This window comes from Sandaracinus amylolyticus (assembly GCF_021631985.1).
GTDB classification, from domain to species: domain Bacteria; phylum Myxococcota_A; class Polyangia; order Polyangiales; family Sandaracinaceae; genus Sandaracinus; species Sandaracinus amylolyticus_A.
Genome location: NZ_CP070225.1, coordinates 7,843,131 through 7,864,364, shown reverse-complemented (window position 1 = coordinate 7,864,364; position 21,234 = coordinate 7,843,131). Strand labels below are relative to the sequence as shown.

Here is a 21,234-nt window from a genome sequence, read left to right as displayed (position 1 = left end):
TCGCACGCCGAGGACGAGAGGCCCCACCTCGCACGCTCGGAGCGGAGCCTGCGCCGCGCGGCGCGGTGCACGCGGAGACTACGCGAAAATTGGGGAAATTCGCCCGGCACGCGCCGTGCGGAGTGCGCTCCGTCGTGGGCACGATGCGAACGTTCGTCGGTGCCGCTGCGGCCATGACCGCAGCGTTCCTGGTCGTCGTCGCGATCGACGCGATGCCATCGACCGCGCACGCGCAGCGCCGTCCGGCGCGCGTCGAGCGCGCGCGCGCACGACGTCGTCCGGCGCGACATCGCACGTCGGTGGGCGCGCGGACGCATGCACGCCGCACCATCCACGCGCCGCCGCCCGATCCGCTGCCGCCCGCCCCGCGCGCGACCGACACCACCGAGCACGAGGTCGTCGCGCGCGTGGAGGCCGCGCCGCCCGAGGTCGAGCGCGACGAGGAGGACGAGGACGAGGCCGCTCATCACGAGGAGGATCGCGGCGCGTTCGAGATCTCGGCCGCGACCCACGCGCCGATCTCGATCGGTGCGTCGATCTACGTGCGCCCACCGACCATGCCGGTCTTCGCGCGCGCCTACGTCGGCTGGGTCCCCGAGCCCTACGTCGCCGCGATCGACGAGGTGCTCGTCGATGCACGCGCCTACGACGCCGGCTTCTCTCCGCACGTGCGCGCGATCGCGACGAGCACGACGATGGCGTCGTTCTCGCTCGGCGTCGCGCACCAGGTGCTCGACGTCGCAGCGGGCTACACGCTGCTGCACCGCGCGCCGCACATCTCGCGCGACCTCGTCGCGCGGGTGATGGGCCAGGACGGAGTCGCCGCGCCCGGCCTCGAGCGACGACTGCCGGAGTCGTTCCCCGCCGAGGTGATGGTCCACATGGTCCACCTCGAGCTCGGCGCGCGGATGGTCGCGTTCGAGCACCTCGTCGTGCGCCTCGGCGTGCGGTGGGACCACGCGATCGCGGCCAACGCGGACGTGTCGATCGACGCGGGAGGCGAGGTCGAGCTGCAGCGCGCGATCGAGGACGCGGAGGCGGAGGTCGGCGAGCGCCTCGCGACGTTCACCTTCTTCCCGAGCCTGGTGGTGGCGCTCGGCTATCAGTTCTGAGCTTTCGGAACGAGCACACGCGCCCCGGGCTCCACTGCGATCGCGCGCGCGACGTCGTGCGCGTGCCCGGCGCGCGCGAGCGCGACGATCGCGCCGCCGAACCCTCCGCCGGTGAGCCGCGCGCCGAGCACCGCCGGATGCGCCTTCGCGCGCGCGACCAGGCGATCGACCTCGGGCACCGACACCTCGTAGTCGTCGCGCATCGACGCGTGCGATGCATCGAAGAGCGCACCGAGCGCGTGCACGTCACCGCGACGGAGCGCGTCGACGGCCCGCAGCACACGCGCGTTCTCGGTCACGACGTGCCGCGCGCGTCGATCGAGGGGCGCGCGCAGTGACGCGAGGTCGTCCTCGCCCACGTCGCGCAACGCGCGCACGCCGAGCGCTCGGGCCGCTTCTTCGCACTGCGCGCGCCGCTCGCGATATCCGCCCTGCGCGTGATCGTGGGCGACCCCCGAGTCGACCACCACGAGCTCGATCGTGTCCGGGATCGCGATGCGCTCGCACGCGAGCGTGCGGGTGTCGACGAAGAGCGCGACCCCGTCCTCGCCGAGCGAGCACGCGAGCGGATCGAGGATCCCGACCGGCGCGCCGACGAGCTCGTTCTCTCCACGCTGCGCGAGCCGCGCGATCTCGAGGTCGTCGAGCGCGAGCCCGAACGCGTCGCGCAGCGCGCGCATCGTCGCGACCTCGAGCGCCGCGCTCGAAGAGAGCCCGCTCCCCACCGGCACCTCCGACGTGATCACCGCGTCGAACCCGCGCACCACGTGTCCGCGGCGCACGAGCGCGCGGGTGACGCCCTGCACGTAGTCGATCCATCGCCCGGTGCGCGCCTCGCGCCCGAGCTCGTAGCCGTCCTCGGCGCCGAGCGTCTCGCTGCGGGCTCTCACCCGGGTGTCGTCACGCCGTGCGATCGCCACGAACGTGCGCTGCGGGATCACCGTCGGCAGGACGAAGCCGTCGTTGTAGTCGGTGTGCTCGCCGATCAGGTTCACGCGACCGGGCGCGCTCGCCACCACGTCGTCCATCGCGGGTCGTGGTACCAGAGCGCCGCGCGCGTGGCAGCAGCGACCGCGCGCCCCGACGAGGCGCGTCGCCTCGTCGTGCGCCTGGGACGCCCGCGCACGCCGCGCAGCGTGGCGAGGCGTGCTGGCCGTCGACGCGCGTTGGCGCGCAGCGCCGGGGAGCTACTTCGCCATCGTGACGTCGAGCTCGACGACGATCGGGATCGCGACGCTGATGGCGCTCTCGATCGCGGTGTGTGGCTGCGGCGACGCACCGCGCATCGAGGAGCCCGGCGCCGATGGGTCGCTGCCATCCCCGGTCGACGGTGGCGCACCGAGCGACGCGGGCACGCCCGACGGTGGCGGTCGGGATCGCACGCCGGCCGCGCTCGAGGAGCCCGACGTCGCGGCGGTCCTCCTCGCGCTCGACGCCACCGAGATCGAGCTCGCACGCCTCGCCCTCGAGCGTGCGGTGACACCGGGCGCGCTCGCCTACGCGCACGAGGCGATCGACGATCACCTCGAAGCCCAGGCGATGCTCGCGACGCTCCTGCGCAGCGAAGGGCTCGTGCCGAGCGATGCGTCGCTCGCCTACGCGCTGCGCACCACGGGCCGCGCGGTCACGTTCGAGCTGTGGATGCACGGCGGCGTCGAATTCGACGTCGTCTACCTGGAGTCGCAGGTCGCGATGCACCGCGACGCGCTCGTCTTGATCGACGAGCAGCTCCTGCCCGTCGTGCACGATCCTCGGTTCCGGGAGCTCCTGACGACGGTGCGCGCCGGTGTCGCGGTGCATCTCGACCACGCTCGGCAGAGACGGGACGAGATCGCCTCGATGTGAGCCCGGGTCCGAGTCGGGCCCACCTCGTGCAGCACCGAGAGCCCGTGGAGTCCTCGCTACTGGTGGTCGATCTCGACACCGTGTTCGACGATCGCGTCTGCGATCGCGATCGGATGGCGCTGGAGCGCCTTCGTTCCACGGGATGCGAGATCGGGTTCACGTCGTCGGGCCGAGCCGCTGCGGCTCGAGCGCGCATGCGCGCGCTCGGGCTCGAGGGCTGGATCATCGGCTGTGACGGCGCGCAGCTGGCGCGTGCGCGGGACGGGCATCTGCTCTGTCGCCACTCGCTGCCTGCGTCGATCGCCGCGCGTGCCCAGGAGATCCTGAGCGCGATGCAGCTCGAGGTGTTCGCGGTCACCGCGGACGGCGCGCACGGTCCGCCGGGCGCGCACGAGCTCGCGCAGACCGCGCTCGGCTTCGCCTCCGAGGGCTACACCTCGGCGCCGGCGCTGCGCGCGGAGATCTGCGCGCTCGTGGCAGCAGGTGACACCGCGCGTGTGCACGCGGGCGCGAACGCGCTCACCGAGCTCGCGCCGACGCGCATCGCGCGCGCGACGTACTCGCTGCCGTCGGGAGGATCGGCGCTGCGGGTGTCGTCGCGTCGTGGCTCGCGCGCACGGGCGATCGGCGATCTCGCCGCACGGCTGGGCACGCGTCGCACGCGCGCCGCATACGTGACCGGCGTGCGCGGACCCTACGTCGACGCGAGCGCGATCCTCGAGCTCCCGCGCGTGTTCTGTCTGCCCGACGTGCCCGTCGAGCGGCTCGGTGCACGCTGCGAGCGCTTGGTTGCGCGCGCCGGCGAAGGTGCGCTCGCCGAGGCGATCGATCGCTGGCGCCGCACCGCCGCCGAGCTCGTCCACGCGAGCGCGTAGTTCGCGGGAGGGGTCTTGGAAGACCCCTCCCCCCGACCGGCAAAGCCGGATCGGGGCCCCCCACCCCGAACGCTGCGCGCGGGGCCCCAGCCCCGCTTGCTCTCGTTCGCTGGCACCGGGCTAGCGAGGCAGGCGCGGGATCACCGCGCCGACGGGGAGCGCGGCTCGCACGAGGCCGCGCTCGATGCCCGCCATGCTGCGCACCATGCGGCGGCGCACGTAGGGGATCGCGAGCCCGAGCGGCATCAGCGCGTCGCGCATCCATCCGAGCGCGGCCGCGTCGCTCTGGAAGAACGGCGTGAGCCAGCGCGTCGCGAGCTGATAGAAGCCGAGGTGCGGGCGGCGCACGCGCGAGTACGCGCGCAGTCCGCCATCGAGCGTCGGGTGCGCCTCGATCGCGTCGGCGAGCGACATCGCGTCCCAGAGCGCGAGGTTCGCGCCCTGTCCGAGCTGCGGGCTCATCGCGTGTGCGGCGTCGCCGAGCCACACCATCCGCGCGCCGTGCCAGCGCGGCATCACGACGTCGCGGTACGCCGCGAAGAGCACGCGCTCGGGCGAGTCGATCGCGTCGAGCACCCGCGCCGCGCGCGGCTCGAGACGTACGATCTCGTCCTTCCACGCGGCGAGACCCTCTTCGCGCCAGCGCTCGACCGCGTCGGCGCGCACGCTCCAGTAGAGGCTCACCACGTTCTCGGCGCGCTCGCCCGGGCCGCGCCCGGTCGGGAGCAGACCGAGCATGCGCTGCGCGCCGCGCACCACCTGGTAGAGCTCGCCGCGATAGACCTGCTCGGGATCGGGCAGCACGCACCACAGCGCGCCCCACGCGTAGTGCGCGACCCGCCGCTCGACGTCGCTCGACGTGATGCGCGAGCCCGCGCCGTCGGCGACGACGATCAGATCGAAGGGCCCGTGCCGCTCGCCGCGCGTGTCGACGAGCACGCGTCGATCGTGCTCGAGCTCGCACCCCGTGATCTCGATGCCGAGCTCGACCCGCACGCCCTCCTGGGCGCGCGCCGCGTCGAAGAGCGCCTCGAAGAGCACGCCGCGATGCAGCCCGATCCCGAAGAGCCGCGCGTCGACGTCGGCGTACGAGATGTCGACCACCACGCGCCTGCGATCGGTCTCGCAGCGCAGCCGATCGATGCGCGCCCCGCGCTCGAGGATCGGCCCCAGCAGCCCGAGACGCGCGAGCACCGACTGTCCGGTCGGCTGCAGCACGATCCCCGCGCCCACCGCGCTCGGCGCGGGCACGCGCTCGTAGACCGTCACGCGATGCCCGGCGCGCGCGAGCAGGAGCGCCGCCGCGCTGCCCGCGGTGCCCGCGCCGACGATCCCGATGTCGAGCGCGTCTCTCACGGCGCGCGGATGTACCACGCGTCGTCGTCGCCGGTTCCCTGGCGTCCGAAAAGAACGCGCCCGAAAAGAAAACGCGGACCGATCTTCCGATCGGCCCGCGTCGTCGTCTCGCGTTCTTCAGGTCGCGATGCGCTCAGCGCCCGCGGCCGCCGCCACGGCCGCCGCCGCCGAAGCCGCCGCCGCCACGACCACCACGGTCGCCGCCGCCGCCGCCCCAGCCGCCGCCACCGCCGCCGCCCCCACGGCCGCCACCGCCGCCGCCGAAGCCGCCGCGGCCGCCGCCGCCACCACCGCCGCCGAAGCCGCCACCGCCGCCGCCACCGGCGCGGGGCGCGCGCTCCTGCGCCTCGTCGACGCGCAGCGAGCGGCCGTCGAGGTTCATGCCGTTGAGCTGCTCGATCGCCGCGCGCGCGCCCTCGGGCGTGCCCATCGTGACGAACGCGAAGCCGCGCGAGTTGCCCGTGATGCGGTCGAGCACGAGGTGGACGTCGGTCACCTCTCCGACCTGCGCGAACGCGTCGCGCAGCGAGTCCTCGGTGGTGTGGAACGCGAGATTGCCCACGTAGAGACGAGACATGTCGATCGATCCTCGGACGGAGCCCAGAGTCACAGTGGAGGTGCTACCCGACCCGTGGGCTCGAACAGGGCGGCGCGTCTCGGACCGCAGAGGCGCGGTCCCTTCGTATCCACGCTCAGCCCGTTTCCCGGATCGACGTGAACGCCGAACACATAGGACGATGCCACCAACGCCGCAATCTCCGTGGTGCTATCGGTGAGCGCATGTGGGTCGTCGGGATCGGGCTCGGTGCGAACCTCGGAGAGCGCGAAAAGACGCTGCAGAGCGCGGTCGACATGCTCGCGCGCACGCCCTCGATCACCGTCCGCGCGGCCTCGCCGATCTACGAGACCGAGCCCGTCGGGCCTCCGCAGCCGGCCTACCTGAACGCCGCGGTGCGCGTCGAGACCACGCTCGAGCCCGAGGCGCTGCTCGACGTGCTGCTCGCCGTCGAGGCCGCGCACGGTCGGGTGCGCCGCGAGCGATGGGGCGCGCGCACCCTCGATCTCGACGTGCTCGTCGTCTGTGATCCGCGCTCGTTCGCGCCCCGCGCGATCACCACGCCGCGCCTCACGGTGCCGCACCCGCACCTGCTGGAGCGCACGTTCGCGCTCGCGCCGCTGCTCGACGTCGTCCCCGAGCTGGAGGGGCGCTGGGGCACGACGCTACGCGCGCTCGGGGGTCCTCCTGCGCGCGCGCAAGGATCCCAAAGCATTGTGGTTCCGGAGCGTCATTAGGTACCATCCGGGCGGCTTCCGCCGCTCGTGTGGAAGCTCTGCCCGCTCTCTCCACCCGCTCCACCCGCTTCCGGAGGACGCCCCAGATGGCCGACACGCGCAAGGACAAGCGCGCCGACGTGTCGCTGAAGGTCCGCTACAAGAGCGCGACCATCGACGAGTTCATCGAGCAGTACGCGAAGGACATCAGCCGAGGCGGCGTCTTCATCAAGAGCAAGAGCCCGATGCCGGTCGGGACGCTGCTCAAGTTCGAGATCCAGCTCAAGGACGAGAGCCCGCTGATCCACGGCGTCGGTCGCGTGGTGTGGAAGCGCGAGGCGAGCGACTCGAGCGACTCGCCGAGCGGCATGGGCATCAAGTTCATCCGCATGGATCCCGAGTGCCGCGTGATGGTCGACAAGATCGTCGTGCAGCGCGGCGAGGCCCCCGGGCAGTTCGAGGTCGGTGCGGAGGCGAGCGCGGTCGGCGGCGCGGCCCACGTCGGTGCCGACGAGAAGAAGACGAGCGCGCTCCCCGCGGCGAAGTCGTCGAGCGCGCCGTTCTTCCCGACGGCGGGCCCCACCGAGGCCGAGCTGCCGCGCCCCGAGGACCGCACGCAGGTGCGTCACGCCAGCGAATTCCTGGCGTCCGCGCTGGCCGAGGCGGGCGGGGACAGCGAGTCGGCGCGCGAGGCGGAGCGCAAGGCCGAGGAGGCGCGCAAGCGCACCGCGGAGATCGAGCGCGAGCGCGCGGCCCAGCGCGCGAAGGACGCGGAGCGCGAGCGGCTCGAGGCCGAGGCGCGCGACAAGGCCGAGGCCGAGAAGGCGGCGAAGGAGAAGGCCGAGCGCGAGAAGGCCGAGGCCGCGGAGAAGGCGGCGAAGGAGAAGGCCGAGCGCGAGAAGGCCGAGAAGGCGGCGAAGGAGAAGGAAGCCGCGGCGGCGAAGGCGAAGGCCGAGCTCGGCACCGCGAAGACCGAGATCGCGCCGTCGACGAAGAAGTCGGATCCCGCGCCCGCGAAGAAGAGCCCGGCGTCGGGCGAGGTGAAGCCCGCGGCGAAGAAGAGCGAGAGCGTGCGTCCGGTCGCGGCCGCGGCGATCTCGACCGATCGTCCGCCGCCGGTGGAAGAGCCGAAGTCGTACGTGCTGCCGGCGATCATCGGTGTGGTCGCGGTGGTGGCGGTCGGCGCGTTCTTCATGACCCAGGGCGGGTCGAACGAGACGCCCGAGACCCCGCCCGAGACCGCGGCCGCGCCGACCCCGGCGCCCGAGGAGCCGACGCCGACCGAGCCGGTCGCCGAGGCGCCGAGCGCCGAGGAAGGCGCGCCGGAAGAAGAAGGTACGGAAGCGGAAGCGGCGGCGGGCACCGAGCTCGCGGCGGTCGAGGGCACCCCGGAGCCGACGACCGGCAGCGGTCCCGGCGTGCAGGCGGCGAGCGCGGGTGAGCCCGCGGCGCCGGCGGTCGCACCCGCGCGCTTCCGGGTCGAGACCACGCCGCCGGGCGCGACCGTGCGCGTCGACGGCGCGGAGCGCGGCGTCTCGCCGGTCGAGGTCGAGGCGCCGGTGGGCACCGCGGTGACGATCACCGCGACGCTCGCGGGGTTCCGCGAGGGCACCCAGCAGGTCACGCCGAGCGCGTCGCAGCGCCCGGTGCGCATCACGCTCGCGGCGATGCCCTACGTGATCGAGGTGACGACGACGCCGCCGGGCGCGCGGGTCCGCGCGGGCGCGCGCACCGCGACGACGGGCGCGGGCGCGCCGAGCCGGATGACGGTCGGTCGCGCGACTGCCCCGATCGCGGTGAGCGCGACGCGCAGCGGCTACGAGGACGCGTCGACGACGGTCGCGCCGGGCGCGTTCACCGAGCGCGACGGCGAGATGGTCGCGACGGTCTCGCTCACGCTGACCGAGCGCCCCGAGGCACCGCCGCCGACCACGACCCCGCGCACCCCGCGCGCGCCCCGCGAGCCGGCGGCGACCGGCGGTGAAGGTGGCGATGAGGCGGCGGCCGGTGGCGGCGAGTCGAGCGGTGGTGGTGCGGCTCCGGAGCCGGCGCCCGAGCCGGCCCCGTCGCGCCCCGAGCCCGCGCCCGAGCCGCCGCCGGCGGCGGAGCCGCCCGCCGAAGCGCCGCCCGAGAATCCGTTCGGGTGATCTGCTAGGCCTCGCGCCCGTCGCGAGGCCCACGTGATCCGCTCTCTCCGCATCGTCCTCGGCGCGCTCTCGCTCGTGACCCTCGTCGCGTGCGGCAGCGCGCCGAGCCGTTCCGTCGCGCCGCGCCCACGCCGCGCGACTGCGGTTGCGAGTGGCGCGATCCAGCCGGGCGCGGTCTACACGATCGACCACGACGTCGAGGAGCGCCTCGACGGTGCGCTCCAGCGGGTGCGGCACACCCGCGTCGTGTTGTGGATCGGCGCTCGTCGCGCCGACGGTGCCTACGACGCGACCGCGACCCTCACCCGGCAGCAAGAAGGCGCGGAAGAGATCGCGCGTGCGGTGGTCGCGCTGCAGCTCGCGCCCGACGGAACGTTGCGCCGCGATCCCGATCTCCTCTGCGATCGCGCCGACGACGATCTCTTCGCCGCGCGCTTCATCCGCCACGTGATCGCGCCCTATCCCCGGGCGAACCACAGCGAGCTCTTCGTCGAGCAGCGCGAGCAGCCGCTCGTCGCGCGCACCCGCGCCGTGGCCGAGGGCATGCGCGCCGAGGCGACGCTCGCGCTCGATCAGGATCCCCTCGCGCTCGTGCACGCGACCGGCGATGCCCGAGTGCGGGTGATCGCGGATCTCGACGCGGTCGACCCCATGGCGTTCGACGTGCGCACCCGGATCGAGGGCACCCCGACGGTGCGCGACGAGAGCGCATCGGTGCGGCCGCGCGAAGTGCGCATCGACGAGCGCACGCGCAGCGCACGCGCGCAGATTCGCCGCGCACCCCCGACGTCATGCGAGGACCTCGACCGCGAAGAGGTCGCGGAGGGCGACGGCGACTTCGACGTGCGGGTCGTCATCCGTATGATCCAGACGCGGCAGGCCCAGATCCGTGCGTGCTACGAGCGCGAGCTGCGCGAGCGCCTCGACCTCGAAGGTCGCGTGAAGATCTCGATGACGATCGAGGAGAGCGGCGACGTGACCAACGTGCGGGTGGTCGAGCGCACGATCCCGGGCCCGCCCGGAGAGGCGATCGGCGAGTGCATCGTGCGCGTGGTCCGAGGCTTCCGCTTTCGCCCGGGGCCCGAGGGCGGCAGGGTGACCTACCAGTTCCCGTTCGTGTTCGAGCCGCAGTAGCGCGCCCGCTCACCCACCGGCGCCGACGAGATCCGGCGCACCCGGAAGGCGATCCGCCGCCACCGACGGCCACCCAGACCGTGCTCGTGCTCGTGCACGTGCACGTCCCTCGTGCCGCCTGCTCGGCAGTGCTCCTCTCACCGCCGCTTCACGATTCGCACGCACGTCCCCGCGCCGATCACGCTCTCCACCACCATCACGTCGGCGAGCCGCTTCACCGAGCCCAGCCCGATCCCCAGCCCCGCGCCCATCGGCTTCGCCTCGCCGGGCTCGCGCTGCCGTCCTCGCGACCAGCCGTCGCGCATCGCGTCCTCCACGCACGCGATCCCCGGGCCCTCGTCGCGCACCACGACCTCGACGCCTTCGTCGATCACCTGCATCTCGAGCCGCCCGGCCCCGCCGCCGTGGCGCACCGCGTTCGAGAGCAGCTCGGTCACGCACAGCACCAGCTCGCCCGACGCGCGCGTGCTCAGCCCGTGCCGCCGCGCGAAGGCGCCCGCCTCCGCGCCGCACGCGAGCCGGTCCGCCTGGCTCGTGCACCGCATCGTGAACGCGGCCCTGTTCGGCGACGCCGCGCTCATGCAGTCTGGTGCCCGTGCTCCGCGGACTCGCGCAACTCGTTCGTCCCTTCCCCGGTGAGACCGCCTGCGGCGACGACGTCGTCGTCGTGCGCAGCGAGAGCGCGATCCTGATCGCCGTGATCGACGCGCTCGGTCACGGCGAGCGCGCCGCGGAGGTCGCTCGCGCCCTGCGCGCCTCGCTCGAGGGCGCGGATCTCTCGCTCGGGCTCCGCGCGCTCTTCGATCGCGCGCACACCGCGCTCCGCGGCACCCGTGGCGCGGCGATGACCGCCGTGCTGCTGCGCGCGAGCGAGCTCGAGGCGTGCGGGGTCGGCAACGTCGCGCTCCGCAGCGAGGGCCTCGCGCTCTCGTTCGTCCCGACGCCCGGGGTCGTCGGCGTGCGGATGCCGCGCCTGCGTCCCGTGGTGAGCGCACGCGCCCCGGGCGCTCGCATCGTGCTCGCCAGCGACGGCATCTCGACCCGCATGTCGCTCTCGGACGCGCGCAGCCGCGACGCGGCCCAGGCGTGCCGCGAGCTCTTCGATCTCCACGCCAAGGATCACGACGACGTCTCGCTCGCGGTGATCGACCTCTGACCTTCGCTCACCGCGCCATCCCTCCGCTCGTCGGGTCGAGCACGACCGTCGCCTCGACGCGCGTGCCGCGCGGGCCGGTCTTCACGTCGAATTCGTCGACCAGGCGCTTCACGCCGAGCAGCCCCTTGCCCATCCCGGTCCTGCTCACGTACGTCCCGTCGAGCACCGACTTCAGGTCCGCGATCCCCGGTCCCTCGTCCTCGACCACGATGCGCAGCGCCGCACCGCCACGCAGGGGCGTCATCGTCACCACCCCGCGTCCTGCGTAGAGGCTCACGTTGCGCGCGAGCTCGCTGACCGCGGTCGCCACGCGCTGGATCACCAGCGCGCGGGTGCCCAGCGTCTGACAGAGCTGGCGCGCCGCGAGCCGCGCCTCGATCACGTCGCGCTCCTCGGCGATCTCGATGCGCACCTCGCTCGCCTCGCTGGGCGCGAGGGCGAGGATCTGCCTCTTGATCGTGTCCTCGAGACGCGCGCCTCCGAAGAGACGAACGCCGCGCTCGAGGGCCTCCACCAGCTCGGGCAGCCGACCGATCTCGATCGCGCCATCGCTCCCGACCGCACGCGCGAGCATCGCGCGCGCGTGCAGCGGCGAGATGTGCTGCTCGAGGATCGCGAGCACCGCGCTCTGCGCGACCGCGCTCATCGCTTCTCTCCTTCGGACGGCAAGCGAGGCACCTGGCTCGTGCCCCGCCCGAAGAGCCAACCCTGCAGGAGATCGCACCCGAGGCCGGCCAGCGCGTCGCGCTCGGCCTCGGTCTCCACGCCCTCGGCGACGACGATCTGCCCGCGCTGGTGCGCGAACTCGATCAGCGCCTGGACCAGCGTGCGGCGCGCCGCCGAGCCGTCGAGGTCGGCGATCAGCGTGCGATCGAGCTTCACGTAGTCGAGGTCGAGCTCCGACATCCAGCGCAGCGTCGCGTAGCCGGCGCCGAGATCGTCGAGCGCGACCCGGAAGCCGAGCGTGTGGAGGCGATCGATCGTCGCGCGCGCTGCGTCGAGGCTGGACAGGCGCGCGCACTCGCCGATCTCCAGCACCACGCGGGGCGCGAGCGCGCGCAGCTCGCCCTCGGGATCGACGAGGGTGGGATCCGCGAGCTCGTGCGGGTGCAGGTTGAGGAAGAGCGGCACGAGGCTGGGATCGCGGCGCAACGGCTCGGTCGCGACGCTGCGCACCAGGCGCCCGATCTCCCAGACGACGTCGGACGCCGCGGCCGCCGCGAAGAGCGCGGCGGGCGACGCGTAGCGCTCGAGGCGCGGCCGGCACAGCGCCTCGCACGCGACGATCTCGTGATCGCTCGCGCGCACGATCGGCTGGTGCACGAACGCCAGCGCGCGCGCCCCGCGGCGCTCGAGCAGCGCGTGCACCACGCGCTCGGCGATGCCGCACGCGCCGTCGTGCGCGGGCTGGTACGCGAGCGTGCAGTTCCGTCCCTCGCGCTTGCCGACGCGCAGCGCGGCGCGCGCGCTCACCACGAGCTCGCGTGCATCGGGCGCGTCCACCGGGTACGTCGCGACGCCGGCCGACGCGGAGCAGGTGTGACCGGCGAGGAAGCGCAGCGATGCGATCGCCGCGCGCTTGCGATCGGCCCACGCGACGGCCTCCTCGCGCGACCACCCGGCGAGCAACGCCGCGAACTCGTCGCCGCTCGAGCGCACGATGATCGGCGCTCCGGCATCGGCGGGCAGATCGCCGTCGGCGTGCTCGAGCGCGCGCGCGATCTCGCGCATCACGTCGTCGCCCGAGGTGTGGCCGACGATCCGGTTCACCTCGCCGAAGCGGTCGAGGTCGAGCACGACGACCGACACCGGCCGATCGCGCACCTCGCAGCGCGCGATCGCGCGCTCCAGCCACGCGTGCAGCGCGTGGTGCCCGGGAAGACCGGTGAGCGGGTCGACCCCGACGCGGGCGAGCGCGGGCGGGATCGAGCGGAGGGCCGACCCTTCCGGCACCTCGGGCTGTCCCTTCGGAACGTGCACTGTCATCGTGGGCGCGGCCCCCTTCGCAAACGAGACGCCAGCCGTCGTTGGCGAGGAATTCCGAGAAACGCCACGCGTCCGCGCACGGACGAAGCTGTCCACCGTGGACACTCCTGTCCCGACGCGGACGGAGCAGAGCTGGCGAGCTCAGTCCTCGGTCGAGATCCCGAGCTGCTTGAGCCGCCGGTACAACGTCGTCCGCGACATGCCGAGCGTGCGCGCGACCTTCGCGACGTTGCCGTCGAAGCGCCGCATCAGCTCGCGGATCTGCGCGTCCTCGCGCTCCGCCGGGCTCGGCGGCACCGGTGCCGGCGCGCCGACGAACACCGGACGATCGCTCGTGATCGCAGCCGGCGGCATCGGCGGCGGGGCGACCGAGCGCGGCGTGGCGCGCACCGCCGCGCGCTCCCCGAAGTCCGGGAAGTGACGGGGCAGCAGCGGCCCGCCGCGCGCGAGGAGCAGCGCGCGGATGAGCGCGTTGCGCAGCTCGCGCACGTTGCCCGGCCAGTCGTAGCGCTCGAGCAGCTCGACGGTCGCGCGCGGCAGCTCGGTGGTCGGGCTGCCGAGGCTCGCGAGCAGTCGCCGGGCGAGGGGCGCGAGATCCCCGGTGCGCTCGCGCAGCGCGGGGAGCCGGATCGCGAGCACGTTGATGCGGAAGAAGAGGTCGGAACGGAAGCGTCCGCGCGCGACCTCGTCCGCGAGATCGCGGTTCGTGGCGCACACGAGCCGGAAGTCGCTGCGCCGCATGGCGCTCTCGCCGAGCCTCCGGAACGACTTGTCCTCGAGCACCTTGAGCAGGCGCGCCTGCGTCTCGAGGTTCATCTCTCCGATCTCGTCGAGGAAGAGCGTGCCGCCCGACGCTTCTTCGAGCAGCCCGCGACGATCGCGCACCGCCGACGTGAACGCGCCGCGCGCGTGCCCGAAGAGCTCGCTGTCGAGCAGCTCCCCGCGCAGCGCCGAGCAGTTGAGCGCGACGAAGGGCGCGTGGTGCCGCGCGCCGTGGGCGTGGATCCACTCCGCGAGCACGCCCTTGCCGGTGCCGGTCTCGCCGGTGATCAGGACCGTCTCGTCGTGCTCCGCCGCGAGCCGCGCTTCGTCGGCCACCCGCAGCATCCCCGGCGAGCGCCCGAAGTCCGCCGCGAGCGCGTCGTCGACGCTCTCGTCGATGCGCACCGCGCGCGGCCCCACGCCGAGATCGAGCTGCTCGATCAGCGCCCGCTCGAGGCTCGCCTTCGCCTCCGCGAGCTCGCGCTCGAGGCGTCGCCGATCCTCCTCGATCAGCTTCTGCTCGGTCACGTCGACGATCACGCCCGAGATGCGCAGCGGCTCGCGCTGCACCTCGTTCGCGAGCACGCGCACCCAGTGCACCTGCCCGTCGCGCCCGAGGATCCGCACCTCGTCGGGAGAGCGCGTGCGCTCGCCGTGGATCACCTCGGCGAGGTACTCGCTCACCCGCAGTCGATCCTCTTCGTGGACCGCCTCGATCCAGGCCGCGTCGTTGCGCGCCACGTCGCCGATCTGATCGAGCAGGCGACCGCCGACGTAGGTCAGGCGCATCGTCGCGCAGTCGAGCTCGTAGACCGCGAGCGGCAGCCCTTCGATCAGCTGCTGGTAGCGCTCGTGCGAGACCCGGAGCTCGTGGGCCCGCTGCTCGACCGCTTGCTCGAACGCCTCGAGGCGCGCCCGCTCGCGATCGAGATCCTTGCCCGCGCGATCGCGCGAGCGCTTGCGCGCCAGCGCCTCGGAGACCGTGCGCCGCACCACGCGCCCGCTGACCGGCTTCACGAGGTAGTCGAACGCGCCGTGCCGCACCGCCTCCTGCGCGGTCTCCACCGAGGGCTCGCCCGAGATCAGGATCACCTCGACGTCGCGCTCCGCGCCGCGCAGGCGCGAGAGCAGCTCGAGCCCGGTCGGCCCGCGCAGGTAGATGTCGCTGACGACGACCTCGATCCCCTGCTCGTCGACCCACTGCGCGCCGGTCATCGCGTCGTGCGCGACGAACACCTCGTGCGCGTCCTGCTGGAGGAGGAGCCGCAACGTCTCGGCGACCTGGGTGTCGTCGTCGACGATCAGCACTCGCCCCGGCGCGCCGTCGGCGCTCACCGCGGTGTGGGAGCCGGATCGCGGCCGGCTCGCGGACTCCTCCATCGCGGGCATCCTACCAGCGGCGCGGTGCACCGGATGTCGCGGGATCGACATGGAGCGCGTGGTCAGCGGCGGGGGGCGGGCGCGCTCTCGAGGCCGCGCGTCTGCTCGCGGCGCGAGCGCTGGTGCTGCAGCGCGTGCACCAGGCCCTGCTTCAGGTTGCGCAGCGTCTCGAGCTCGCCGAAGTCCGCGCCGAGATCGACCAGGGTCTGCGCGACCAGCGGCTGCAGGCCGGTCAGCACGCAGCGCGCACCGAGCAGCTCCACCGCGCGCGCCAGCTTCACCAGGCGATCCGCGGTCCCGGTGTCCACCACGTCGACGCCGGTCAGGTCGATCAGCACGAAGCGCGCGTTGCGGTGCGCGACGTCGGCGAGCACGCGCTCGACCAGCATCGCGGCGCGCTCCGAGTCGACCACGCCGATCACCGGGACCGCGAGCACGTCCTCCCACAGCTCGAGCACCGGGCTCGAGAGCTGCTCGACCGCGGTGCGCAGCCGGCGGATGAGCTCCTGGTTCTCGGCGTTGCGCTCGGCGAGAGCGCGGGTGCGCTCCGCGACCTCCTGCTCGAGCCGCGCCTTGTGCTCCTCGAGCTCGCGGTTCGCCTCGCGCATCGCGTGCTCGGCCGCGAGGCGGTCACGATCGTCCAGGGTGCGCGCGACGAGATCGGCGATGCTCGCCGCGAGCTGCTCCTCCTCGCGCGAGAACGTGCGCTGCTCGCCGACGTGCTCGTGGCAGAGGACGCCGACGACCTTGCCGCGACGGCGGATCGGCGCCTCGAGCATCGAGTGGATGTCGAGCGGCTCGAGGTAGCCGGTCTTGAACTCGCGCGTCGCGACGTGGCTGCGCGCGTCGCTCGCCGCGATGGTGCGATCCTCGGCGAGCGCCGCGAAGTACGCGGGGTAGTCCGCCGACTTCAGCACGAACCCCGCGGAGTGCGCGCTCTTCGAGGCCTCGTGGAGGTCGACGAGCTCGATCCGGGTGCGGCCCTCGTCGAAGAACCAGATCGACGCGCGCTCGGTCCCGATGCCGTGCGCCGCGGCCTCGGTCAGCAGCCGCCACGCGCGCTGGAGATCGGAGCCGTCGAGCTCGGTGCTCTTCGCCAGCGAGAGCAGGATCTGGTTGTGGCGGCGAAGGACGGCGTCGCGCGGGTCGTCGGGCGGGAGCGACGAGGGCCGGGGGATCGCGTTCGGCGGGGACATCGGGACGACCTCCTTGGAGCGCGTCGCCTCCGAGCACGTCGTATGCCGTCGTGAAATCGTTCCGTTGTGGCGGTGGACAACCGGACGTTTGTGTTCACTGGACAGAGTCGTCCGTCGGCTCGCCCGCGCAGGGCCCTCCTGTGCGCGTGCTCCGCACGCTTCCGTGCGGGCCCCGCGCAGGCGAGCACTCCCGCCGTGGACAGAGTTGTTCGGGTGGGGACGGGGGACGTATCGTCGATACACATGGGGAGCGACGACATCGCCACGCCGGGCAGCGAGCTCCCCCGCCTCCGCGCGATGTTGGAGGCGCTGGGGCGCCTGTCGCGCAGCTCGCGCGGCCAGGGCGCCGACGTGCGCGCGTCGTTCCGGGAGATCACCGCGGTCGCGGCGAGCACGCTCGACGTCGCGCGGGTGGGGATCTGGCTCTTCGACGACGCCGAGCGCAGCACGCTGCGGTGCGTGTGCCTCTTCGATCGAAGCAGCGGCACGCACACCGACGATCTCGTGATCACGCGCGACGATCACCGCGTGTACTTCGAGGCGCTCGACTCGGATCGCATCATCGACGCCCACGACGCGCGCAGCGATCCTCGCACCGCCGCGCTGCGCGAGAGCTACCTCGACGCCCTCGGCGTGGGCGCGCTGCTCGACGCGCCGGTGGTCGGCGGCGTGGGCTCGGTCGGCGTGGTCTGTCACGAGCACGTCGGGCCGGCGCGCACCTGGACCGCGGAGGAGCAGTTCTTCGCCGGCTCGATCGGCGACATGGTCGGGCTCGCGATCGAGAGCGCGCGACGGCGCGAGGCGGAGACGATGCTGCGGGAGCGCGAGACCGAGCTGCGGCTCGCGCTGGGCGCGGCGCGGATCGCGATCTGGCGGTGGTGGCCGGCGCGCGACGCGCTCGACGTGTCGGACTCGTTCGGTGCGCTGATCGCGCGGCCGCGCGGGTGGGCGCCGGCGAGCCTCGACGAGCTGCTGCGCGCGATCGATCCCGGCGAGCGCGACGCGGTGCGCGCGGCGTTCGACGCGTCGCGCACCAAGGGCGTCGACCTGCGCGTCGAGTGCCGGGCCCGCACGCCGCACGGCGGGACGGTGTGGCTCGAGCTGCGCGGCGATCACGATCTGACGGGCACCGGGCGCGATCACAGCATGCGCGGCGTCGCGCTCGCGGTGACCGATCGGAAGCAGCTCGAGCAGCGCCTCGCGCACGGCCAGCGCATGGAGGCGGTGGGGCGCCTCGCGGGCGGCATCGCGCACGACTTCAACAACGCGCTGATGACGATCGCCGGGCAGATCGAATTGCTCGACGGCTCGTTCACGAGCGAGTGGCAGCGGGCGCGCGCCGCCGACATCGAGCGCGCGGTCTTCCAGGCCGGGCACATGACGCGGCAGCTCCTCGCGTTCGCGCGACGCGAGCCCACCGAGGCGCGGGTGATCGACGCGTCGGCGCGGGTCCGCGAGCTGGCGCCGATGCTCGAGCTGCTGGTGGGCGCGCGGGTGCGCATCCGGCTCGAGGCGCGTCGCGCGCTGCCGGTGTCGATCGTGCCGGTGCACTTCGATCAGCTCGTCGTGAACCTCGTCGCGAACGCGCGCGACGCGCTCGGCGACGGAGGCACGCTCGAGGTCGCGACGTCGAACGACACCCTCGACCAGTCGCGCGCCGCGGCGCTCGGCCTGCCGCCGGGACGCTACGCGCGCGTGACGGTCGAGGGGGTGGCAGGCACCGCGATCGCGCCGGGGGTGCTCGAGGCGATGCTCGGCAGCGAGGGCGCGGTGGCGACGATCGCCGAGGACGGTCGGCTCAGCGCGTACTTCGCGATCGACGAGAGCGGCGGCGACGCAGCTCACTCCGGGTAGTCGACCTCGCAGACGTCCTGCTCCGCGGCGGCGTGGCGCGCGCGGCAGATCGCGGCGCGCCGTGCGCACGGCTCGACGTTCTCGCGCATCGCACCGGTCGCCTCGGCGGCGAGGCGCACGCAGCGCTCGGCGTGCTCGCGGCAGTCGTCGAGGAGATCGCCGAGCGTGCCCCAGGGCCCGTTGCCGCAGCCGCCGACGACGGGCTCGAAGCCGGCCTCGTCGAGCGCGCGGATCTCGTGCTCGGTCGCGACGAGCGAGGTGAGCGTCTCGAAGAGGCCGTAGGCCGGGAGCTCCGCGAACGCGCGCTCGCGCGTCGCGACCAGCGCGTGCCCGCGCGGCTCGATGCGCGCTCGGACCTCGGCCCAGTAGGGCAGGTAGACGTCGGTGAGCCACGCGCCCTCGGGCGTCGCGGCGCGCGGCGCGTCGTCGCTCGCAGCGATCACCGCGTCGATGAACGACCACATCTCGCGCACCGCGTCGGGCGCGCGATCGATCGGCTCGTTCCACAACACGAGCCCGTCGACGACGAAGGGCTCGCTCCGTGCGACGGGCGGCGCGGCATCGTCGCGGGTCGCCGGACCGCCCCCACATCCGACCAGCACCACGATCCCCCAGCACGCGATCCGCATCCGCGCGTGGGACGCGTGATGGCACCGATCGATCTCAATCGGGATCGAGCCAGCGACGACGCTCACGATGCTCCTGCACCCGCCGCGCGCGCGACTCGGCGAGCCGATGACGACGCTCTTGCTGCTCGCGGATCAGCGCCTCGCGGCTCGGCGCGAGCAGACGCTCGAGGGCGATGCCCGCGACGAACCCGCCCGCGTGCGCGGCGAACGCGACGCCGCCCTGCTCCATCGAGCCCAGCGATCCCCACGTCATCAGCAGCTGGTACCCGAACCACACGAAGAGGAACACGAACGCCGGCACCTCGACGACGCCGATCACGAACCATGCGAGGATCGGCGCGCGCGGGAAGCGCAGCATGTACGCGCCGAGCACGCCCGCGATCGCGCCCGACGCGCCGACCAGCGGCAGCGTGCCGAAGGGCGAGAGCACGACGTGCGTGAGCGCCGCGCAGAGCCCCGCGAGCACGTAGAAGATCGCGTAGCGCGCGTGGCCGAGGTGCTCCTCGACGTTGTCGCCGAAGACGTGGAGGAACCAGCAGTTGCCGAGCAGGTGCATCCACCCGCCGTGCATGAACATCGACGTGATCGGCGTCGCCAGCGTCCACAGGCCCGCCGCGGTCGAGAGATCGAGCGAGACGAGGCGCCGCGGCACGAGCCCGAGCAGCGACACGAACACGTCGATGCCCTGGGGCCCGAGCGCCCACGCGAAGATCCACACCACGACGTTCAGCGCGATCACCGTCCACGTGACGAACGGGAAGATCCGGGTGGGGTTGAGATCGCGGACGGGGAACACGTCGGTTCATTCCTGGGTGCGAGGGTCCACGAGCGCCAGCAGATCCGCGATCGCGTCGCGGCTGGCGCGGGCTTCGAGGCGCACCGCGCCGTCCTCGCGCACCGCGCGGACCACGAAGGCCGCACCGCGCGCGCTCGTCGCGACACGATCGCGCAGCGAGGGGGCGAGCCGCCCGATCAGCGTCGGGATCGCGGAGGGCACCAGATACCCGACGAAGAACGTGCCCTCGGGATCGCGCGCGCCCATCACGCGCTCGACGTCGGGGCTCGCGCCGATCGCGGCACGCTCGGTCGCGATGCGCTCGGCGAGGGACCGCGCGCGCTCGCGCGCCTGATCGAGCGTGCCCTGGGCGATCACCAGCGACGACGCGCCGTCGTGCGCGCCGCGCGCGAGGTGCGCTCCGTCGCAGAGCGTGATCGCGTCGTCGAAGTCGGTGTCGCGGGGGTCGATGCGCTCGCATCCCAGCGGCGTCGCGAGCGCGGCGTCGGCCCAGTCGATCGCGAGCGCGTCGCGGAACGGGACGATCGGCGGCACGTGCGGCGAGCGGGTCGCGATCGCGGCCCACGCGCCCTCGGCGTCGAGACCGATCGCCGCGACCGTCGCGTCCCCGCGCACGTCGGCCCACGCCGCGAGCGCGGTGTCCACGGTCGTGCGCGCCCGCGCGTCGAGCCGCTCGCCACCGATCGCCGCGAGGCGCTCGGAGATCGCGCCGCTCGCGCCCTCGCGCGAGGCCTCGTCCTCGACCGACGCCCACGCGAGCACGGTGCCCTCGGGGAGCTCGCGCAGCCCGCGCACCGGGCTGGTGCCCGCGCCCTCGATGCGGCGCGCGAGCGGCGTCTCCGGGCGCACCTCGGCACGCGCGTCGATCACCAGCCCGCTCGCGTCGACGTCGAGCTCGACGGTGATCCCGCCGAGGTCGGGCAGCAGCGCGAGGCGCTCGGCGAGCGCGGCCTCGAGCCACGAGATCACCGCCTCGGGCTCTCCCAGCGCGGGTGCCTCGGCGTGTGCGCTGCGCTCGGCGGCCACGGTCTCGCGCGCCTCGCGCGCGTGCTCCGCGACGAACCGGTCGAGGTCCGCCCGCAGCGTGCCGGCGACGTGCTCGGCCGCCCGGAGCCGGGCGACGCGCGGCGGGTCCTCGGGCATCGCGGTGAACGCGAGCCAGGGCAGGGCCTGCTCCAGGGTCGAGCGGTCGCCGGCGATCACCAGCACGTCGCCCGCGATCGCGGCCGCGCGCTCGCCTGCCTCGACCCACGAGGCCCCGCGCGGCGCGCCCGGCGTGCCCTCGAGCCCGGCGTCGGCGCGAACCCGCAGCGCGCACGCGCCCACCGGGCCGGAGCGCCCGCCCAGCGCGATGCATCGCAGCGGAGAATCCTCGGTGATTGCGGCACGTTGTGCGGTGGTCGTGCCGACCATCTGGTCGGCGAGGTCGACGACCCGCGACGGAAAGAGCGCGCGCGCCTGGCCCTCGGGCAGCACCTCGCGGATCCGGGCGAGCGCCGCGTCCCCGTCGATCGCGACCTCGTAGAGCCACCCCTCGGGCAGGGGCGCGGGGCTGCGATCGAGCTCGGCCTCGGGCGGGACCGCGGGCTCGGCGCGCCCGCAGGTGCACCCCGCGATCACGAGCGCGACCGCGACGAAGCGAAGGACACCCATCATCGGGGCGCAGTGTACGCGCTGGCACGCGCCCCACGTCGCGAAGGGTTCCCGTCGGCGGAGGCATGGACGACCCGCGGG

Annotated in this window: 19 protein-coding genes; 8 read left to right on the top strand and 11 right to left on the bottom strand. The window is 73.8% G+C overall.

Annotation, left to right across the window (positions count from 1 at the left end; all coding sequences use genetic code 11):
- The first annotated feature begins 173 nt into the window (after positions 1-173).
- On the top strand, positions 174-1,112 hold the full coding sequence (locus I5071_RS33185) for a hypothetical protein (RefSeq protein ID WP_236517291.1): 939 nt from the start codon (positions 174-176) through the stop codon (positions 1,110-1,112).
- Here the strand turns inward: I5071_RS33185 and galK are convergent.
- A complete protein-coding gene (gene galK / locus I5071_RS33180; protein ID WP_236517290.1) occupies positions 1,103-2,140 on the bottom strand; it encodes a galactokinase in 1,038 nt (345 codons plus the stop codon). The two genes, I5071_RS33185 and galK, sit on opposite strands and share 10 nt — an antisense overlap.
- 172 nt (positions 2,141-2,312) lie before the next feature.
- On the opposite strand from galK, the gene I5071_RS33175 reads away from it, so the two are divergent.
- Positions 2,313-2,957 carry a DUF4142 domain-containing protein gene (locus I5071_RS33175; RefSeq protein ID WP_236517289.1) on the top strand — a complete coding sequence of 215 codons (645 nt, stop codon included), beginning with the start codon at positions 2,313-2,315 and terminating at the stop codon, positions 2,955-2,957.
- Positions 2,958-3,001: 44 nt separating this feature from the next.
- Complete coding sequence (locus I5071_RS33170; protein WP_236517288.1) at positions 3,002-3,832, top strand: HAD hydrolase family protein; 831 nt, start codon at positions 3,002-3,004, stop codon at positions 3,830-3,832.
- A gap of 120 nt (positions 3,833-3,952) precedes the next feature.
- Here I5071_RS33170 and I5071_RS33165 read toward each other — a convergent pair whose 3' ends face one another.
- A complete protein-coding gene (locus tag I5071_RS33165; RefSeq protein WP_236517287.1) occupies positions 3,953-5,188 on the bottom strand; it encodes an FAD-dependent oxidoreductase in 1,236 nt (411 codons plus the stop codon).
- A 133-nt stretch (positions 5,189-5,321) separates the two neighbouring features.
- The gene (locus I5071_RS33160) at positions 5,322-5,765 is read right to left on the bottom strand and encodes an RNA recognition motif domain-containing protein (protein WP_236517286.1); all 444 of its coding nucleotides are present in this window, start codon (positions 5,763-5,765) and stop codon (positions 5,322-5,324) included.
- A 137-nt stretch (positions 5,766-5,902) separates the two neighbouring features.
- Here I5071_RS33160 and folK point away from each other — a divergent pair, with 137 nt between their 5' ends.
- From folK to I5071_RS33145, 3 genes are all read left to right on the top strand, one after another.
- On the top strand, positions 5,903-6,481 hold the full coding sequence (gene folK, locus I5071_RS33155; RefSeq protein ID WP_236517285.1) for a 2-amino-4-hydroxy-6-hydroxymethyldihydropteridine diphosphokinase: 579 nt from the start codon (positions 5,903-5,905) through the stop codon (positions 6,479-6,481).
- Between the two features lie 86 nt (positions 6,482-6,567).
- A complete protein-coding gene (locus tag I5071_RS33150; protein WP_236517284.1) occupies positions 6,568-8,607 on the top strand; it encodes a TIGR02266 family protein in 2,040 nt (679 codons plus the stop codon).
- Positions 8,608-8,640: 33 nt separating this feature from the next.
- The gene (locus I5071_RS33145) at positions 8,641-9,741 is read left to right on the top strand and encodes an AgmX/PglI C-terminal domain-containing protein (RefSeq protein WP_236517283.1); all 1,101 of its coding nucleotides are present in this window, start codon (positions 8,641-8,643) and stop codon (positions 9,739-9,741) included.
- A gap of 137 nt (positions 9,742-9,878) precedes the next feature.
- Here I5071_RS33145 and I5071_RS33140 read toward each other — a convergent pair whose 3' ends face one another.
- On the bottom strand, positions 9,879-10,322 hold the full coding sequence (locus I5071_RS33140) for an ATP-binding protein (protein WP_236517282.1): 444 nt from the start codon (positions 10,320-10,322) through the stop codon (positions 9,879-9,881).
- 14 nt (positions 10,323-10,336) lie between these two features.
- Between I5071_RS33140 and I5071_RS33135 the strand changes: the two genes are divergently transcribed.
- Complete coding sequence (locus I5071_RS33135) at positions 10,337-10,897, top strand: phosphoserine phosphatase (RefSeq protein WP_236517281.1); 561 nt, start codon at positions 10,337-10,339, stop codon at positions 10,895-10,897.
- Between the two features lie 7 nt (positions 10,898-10,904).
- Here I5071_RS33135 and I5071_RS33130 read toward each other — a convergent pair whose 3' ends face one another.
- The 4 genes from I5071_RS33130 to I5071_RS33115 form a co-directional block, all read right to left on the bottom strand.
- Entirely contained in the window at positions 10,905-11,543 is a 639-nt protein-coding gene (locus I5071_RS33130; protein ID WP_236517280.1) for an ATP-binding protein, read from the bottom strand.
- Entirely contained in the window at positions 11,540-12,883 is a 1,344-nt protein-coding gene (locus tag I5071_RS33125; RefSeq protein WP_236517279.1) for a GGDEF and EAL domain-containing protein, read from the bottom strand. The genes I5071_RS33130 and I5071_RS33125 overlap by 4 nt, the downstream gene beginning before the upstream one ends.
- Positions 12,884-13,024: 141 nt before the next feature.
- Complete coding sequence (locus tag I5071_RS33120; protein WP_236517278.1) at positions 13,025-15,025, bottom strand: sigma-54-dependent transcriptional regulator; 2,001 nt, start codon at positions 15,023-15,025, stop codon at positions 13,025-13,027.
- A 62-nt stretch (positions 15,026-15,087) separates the two neighbouring features.
- Entirely contained in the window at positions 15,088-16,221 is a 1,134-nt protein-coding gene (locus I5071_RS33115) for a GAF domain-containing protein (protein WP_236517277.1), read from the bottom strand.
- Positions 16,222-16,464: 243 nt separating this feature from the next.
- Here I5071_RS33115 and I5071_RS33110 point away from each other — a divergent pair, with 243 nt between their 5' ends.
- Positions 16,465-18,075: a GAF domain-containing protein gene (locus tag I5071_RS33110; protein ID WP_236517276.1), complete on the top strand. Its 1,611-nt coding sequence runs from the start codon at positions 16,465-16,467 to the stop codon at positions 18,073-18,075.
- On the opposite strand, the gene I5071_RS33105 is transcribed toward I5071_RS33110, so the two are convergent.
- The 3 genes from I5071_RS33105 to I5071_RS33095 are packed head-to-tail and all read right to left on the bottom strand — an operon-like array spanning position 18,063 to position 21,156.
- Positions 18,063-18,704, bottom strand: a complete 642-nt coding sequence (locus I5071_RS33105) for a hypothetical protein (RefSeq protein ID WP_236517275.1) — start codon at positions 18,702-18,704, stop codon at positions 18,063-18,065. The genes I5071_RS33110 and I5071_RS33105 overlap by 13 nt on opposite strands.
- 34 nt (positions 18,705-18,738) lie before the next feature.
- On the bottom strand, positions 18,739-19,500 hold the full coding sequence (locus I5071_RS33100; protein ID WP_236517274.1) for a rhomboid family intramembrane serine protease: 762 nt from the start codon (positions 19,498-19,500) through the stop codon (positions 18,739-18,741).
- Between the two features lie 6 nt (positions 19,501-19,506).
- Positions 19,507-21,156 carry a hypothetical protein gene (locus tag I5071_RS33095; protein ID WP_236517273.1) on the bottom strand — a complete coding sequence of 550 codons (1,650 nt, stop codon included), beginning with the start codon at positions 21,154-21,156 and terminating at the stop codon, positions 19,507-19,509.
- Positions 21,157-21,234: the final 78 nt, after the last annotated feature.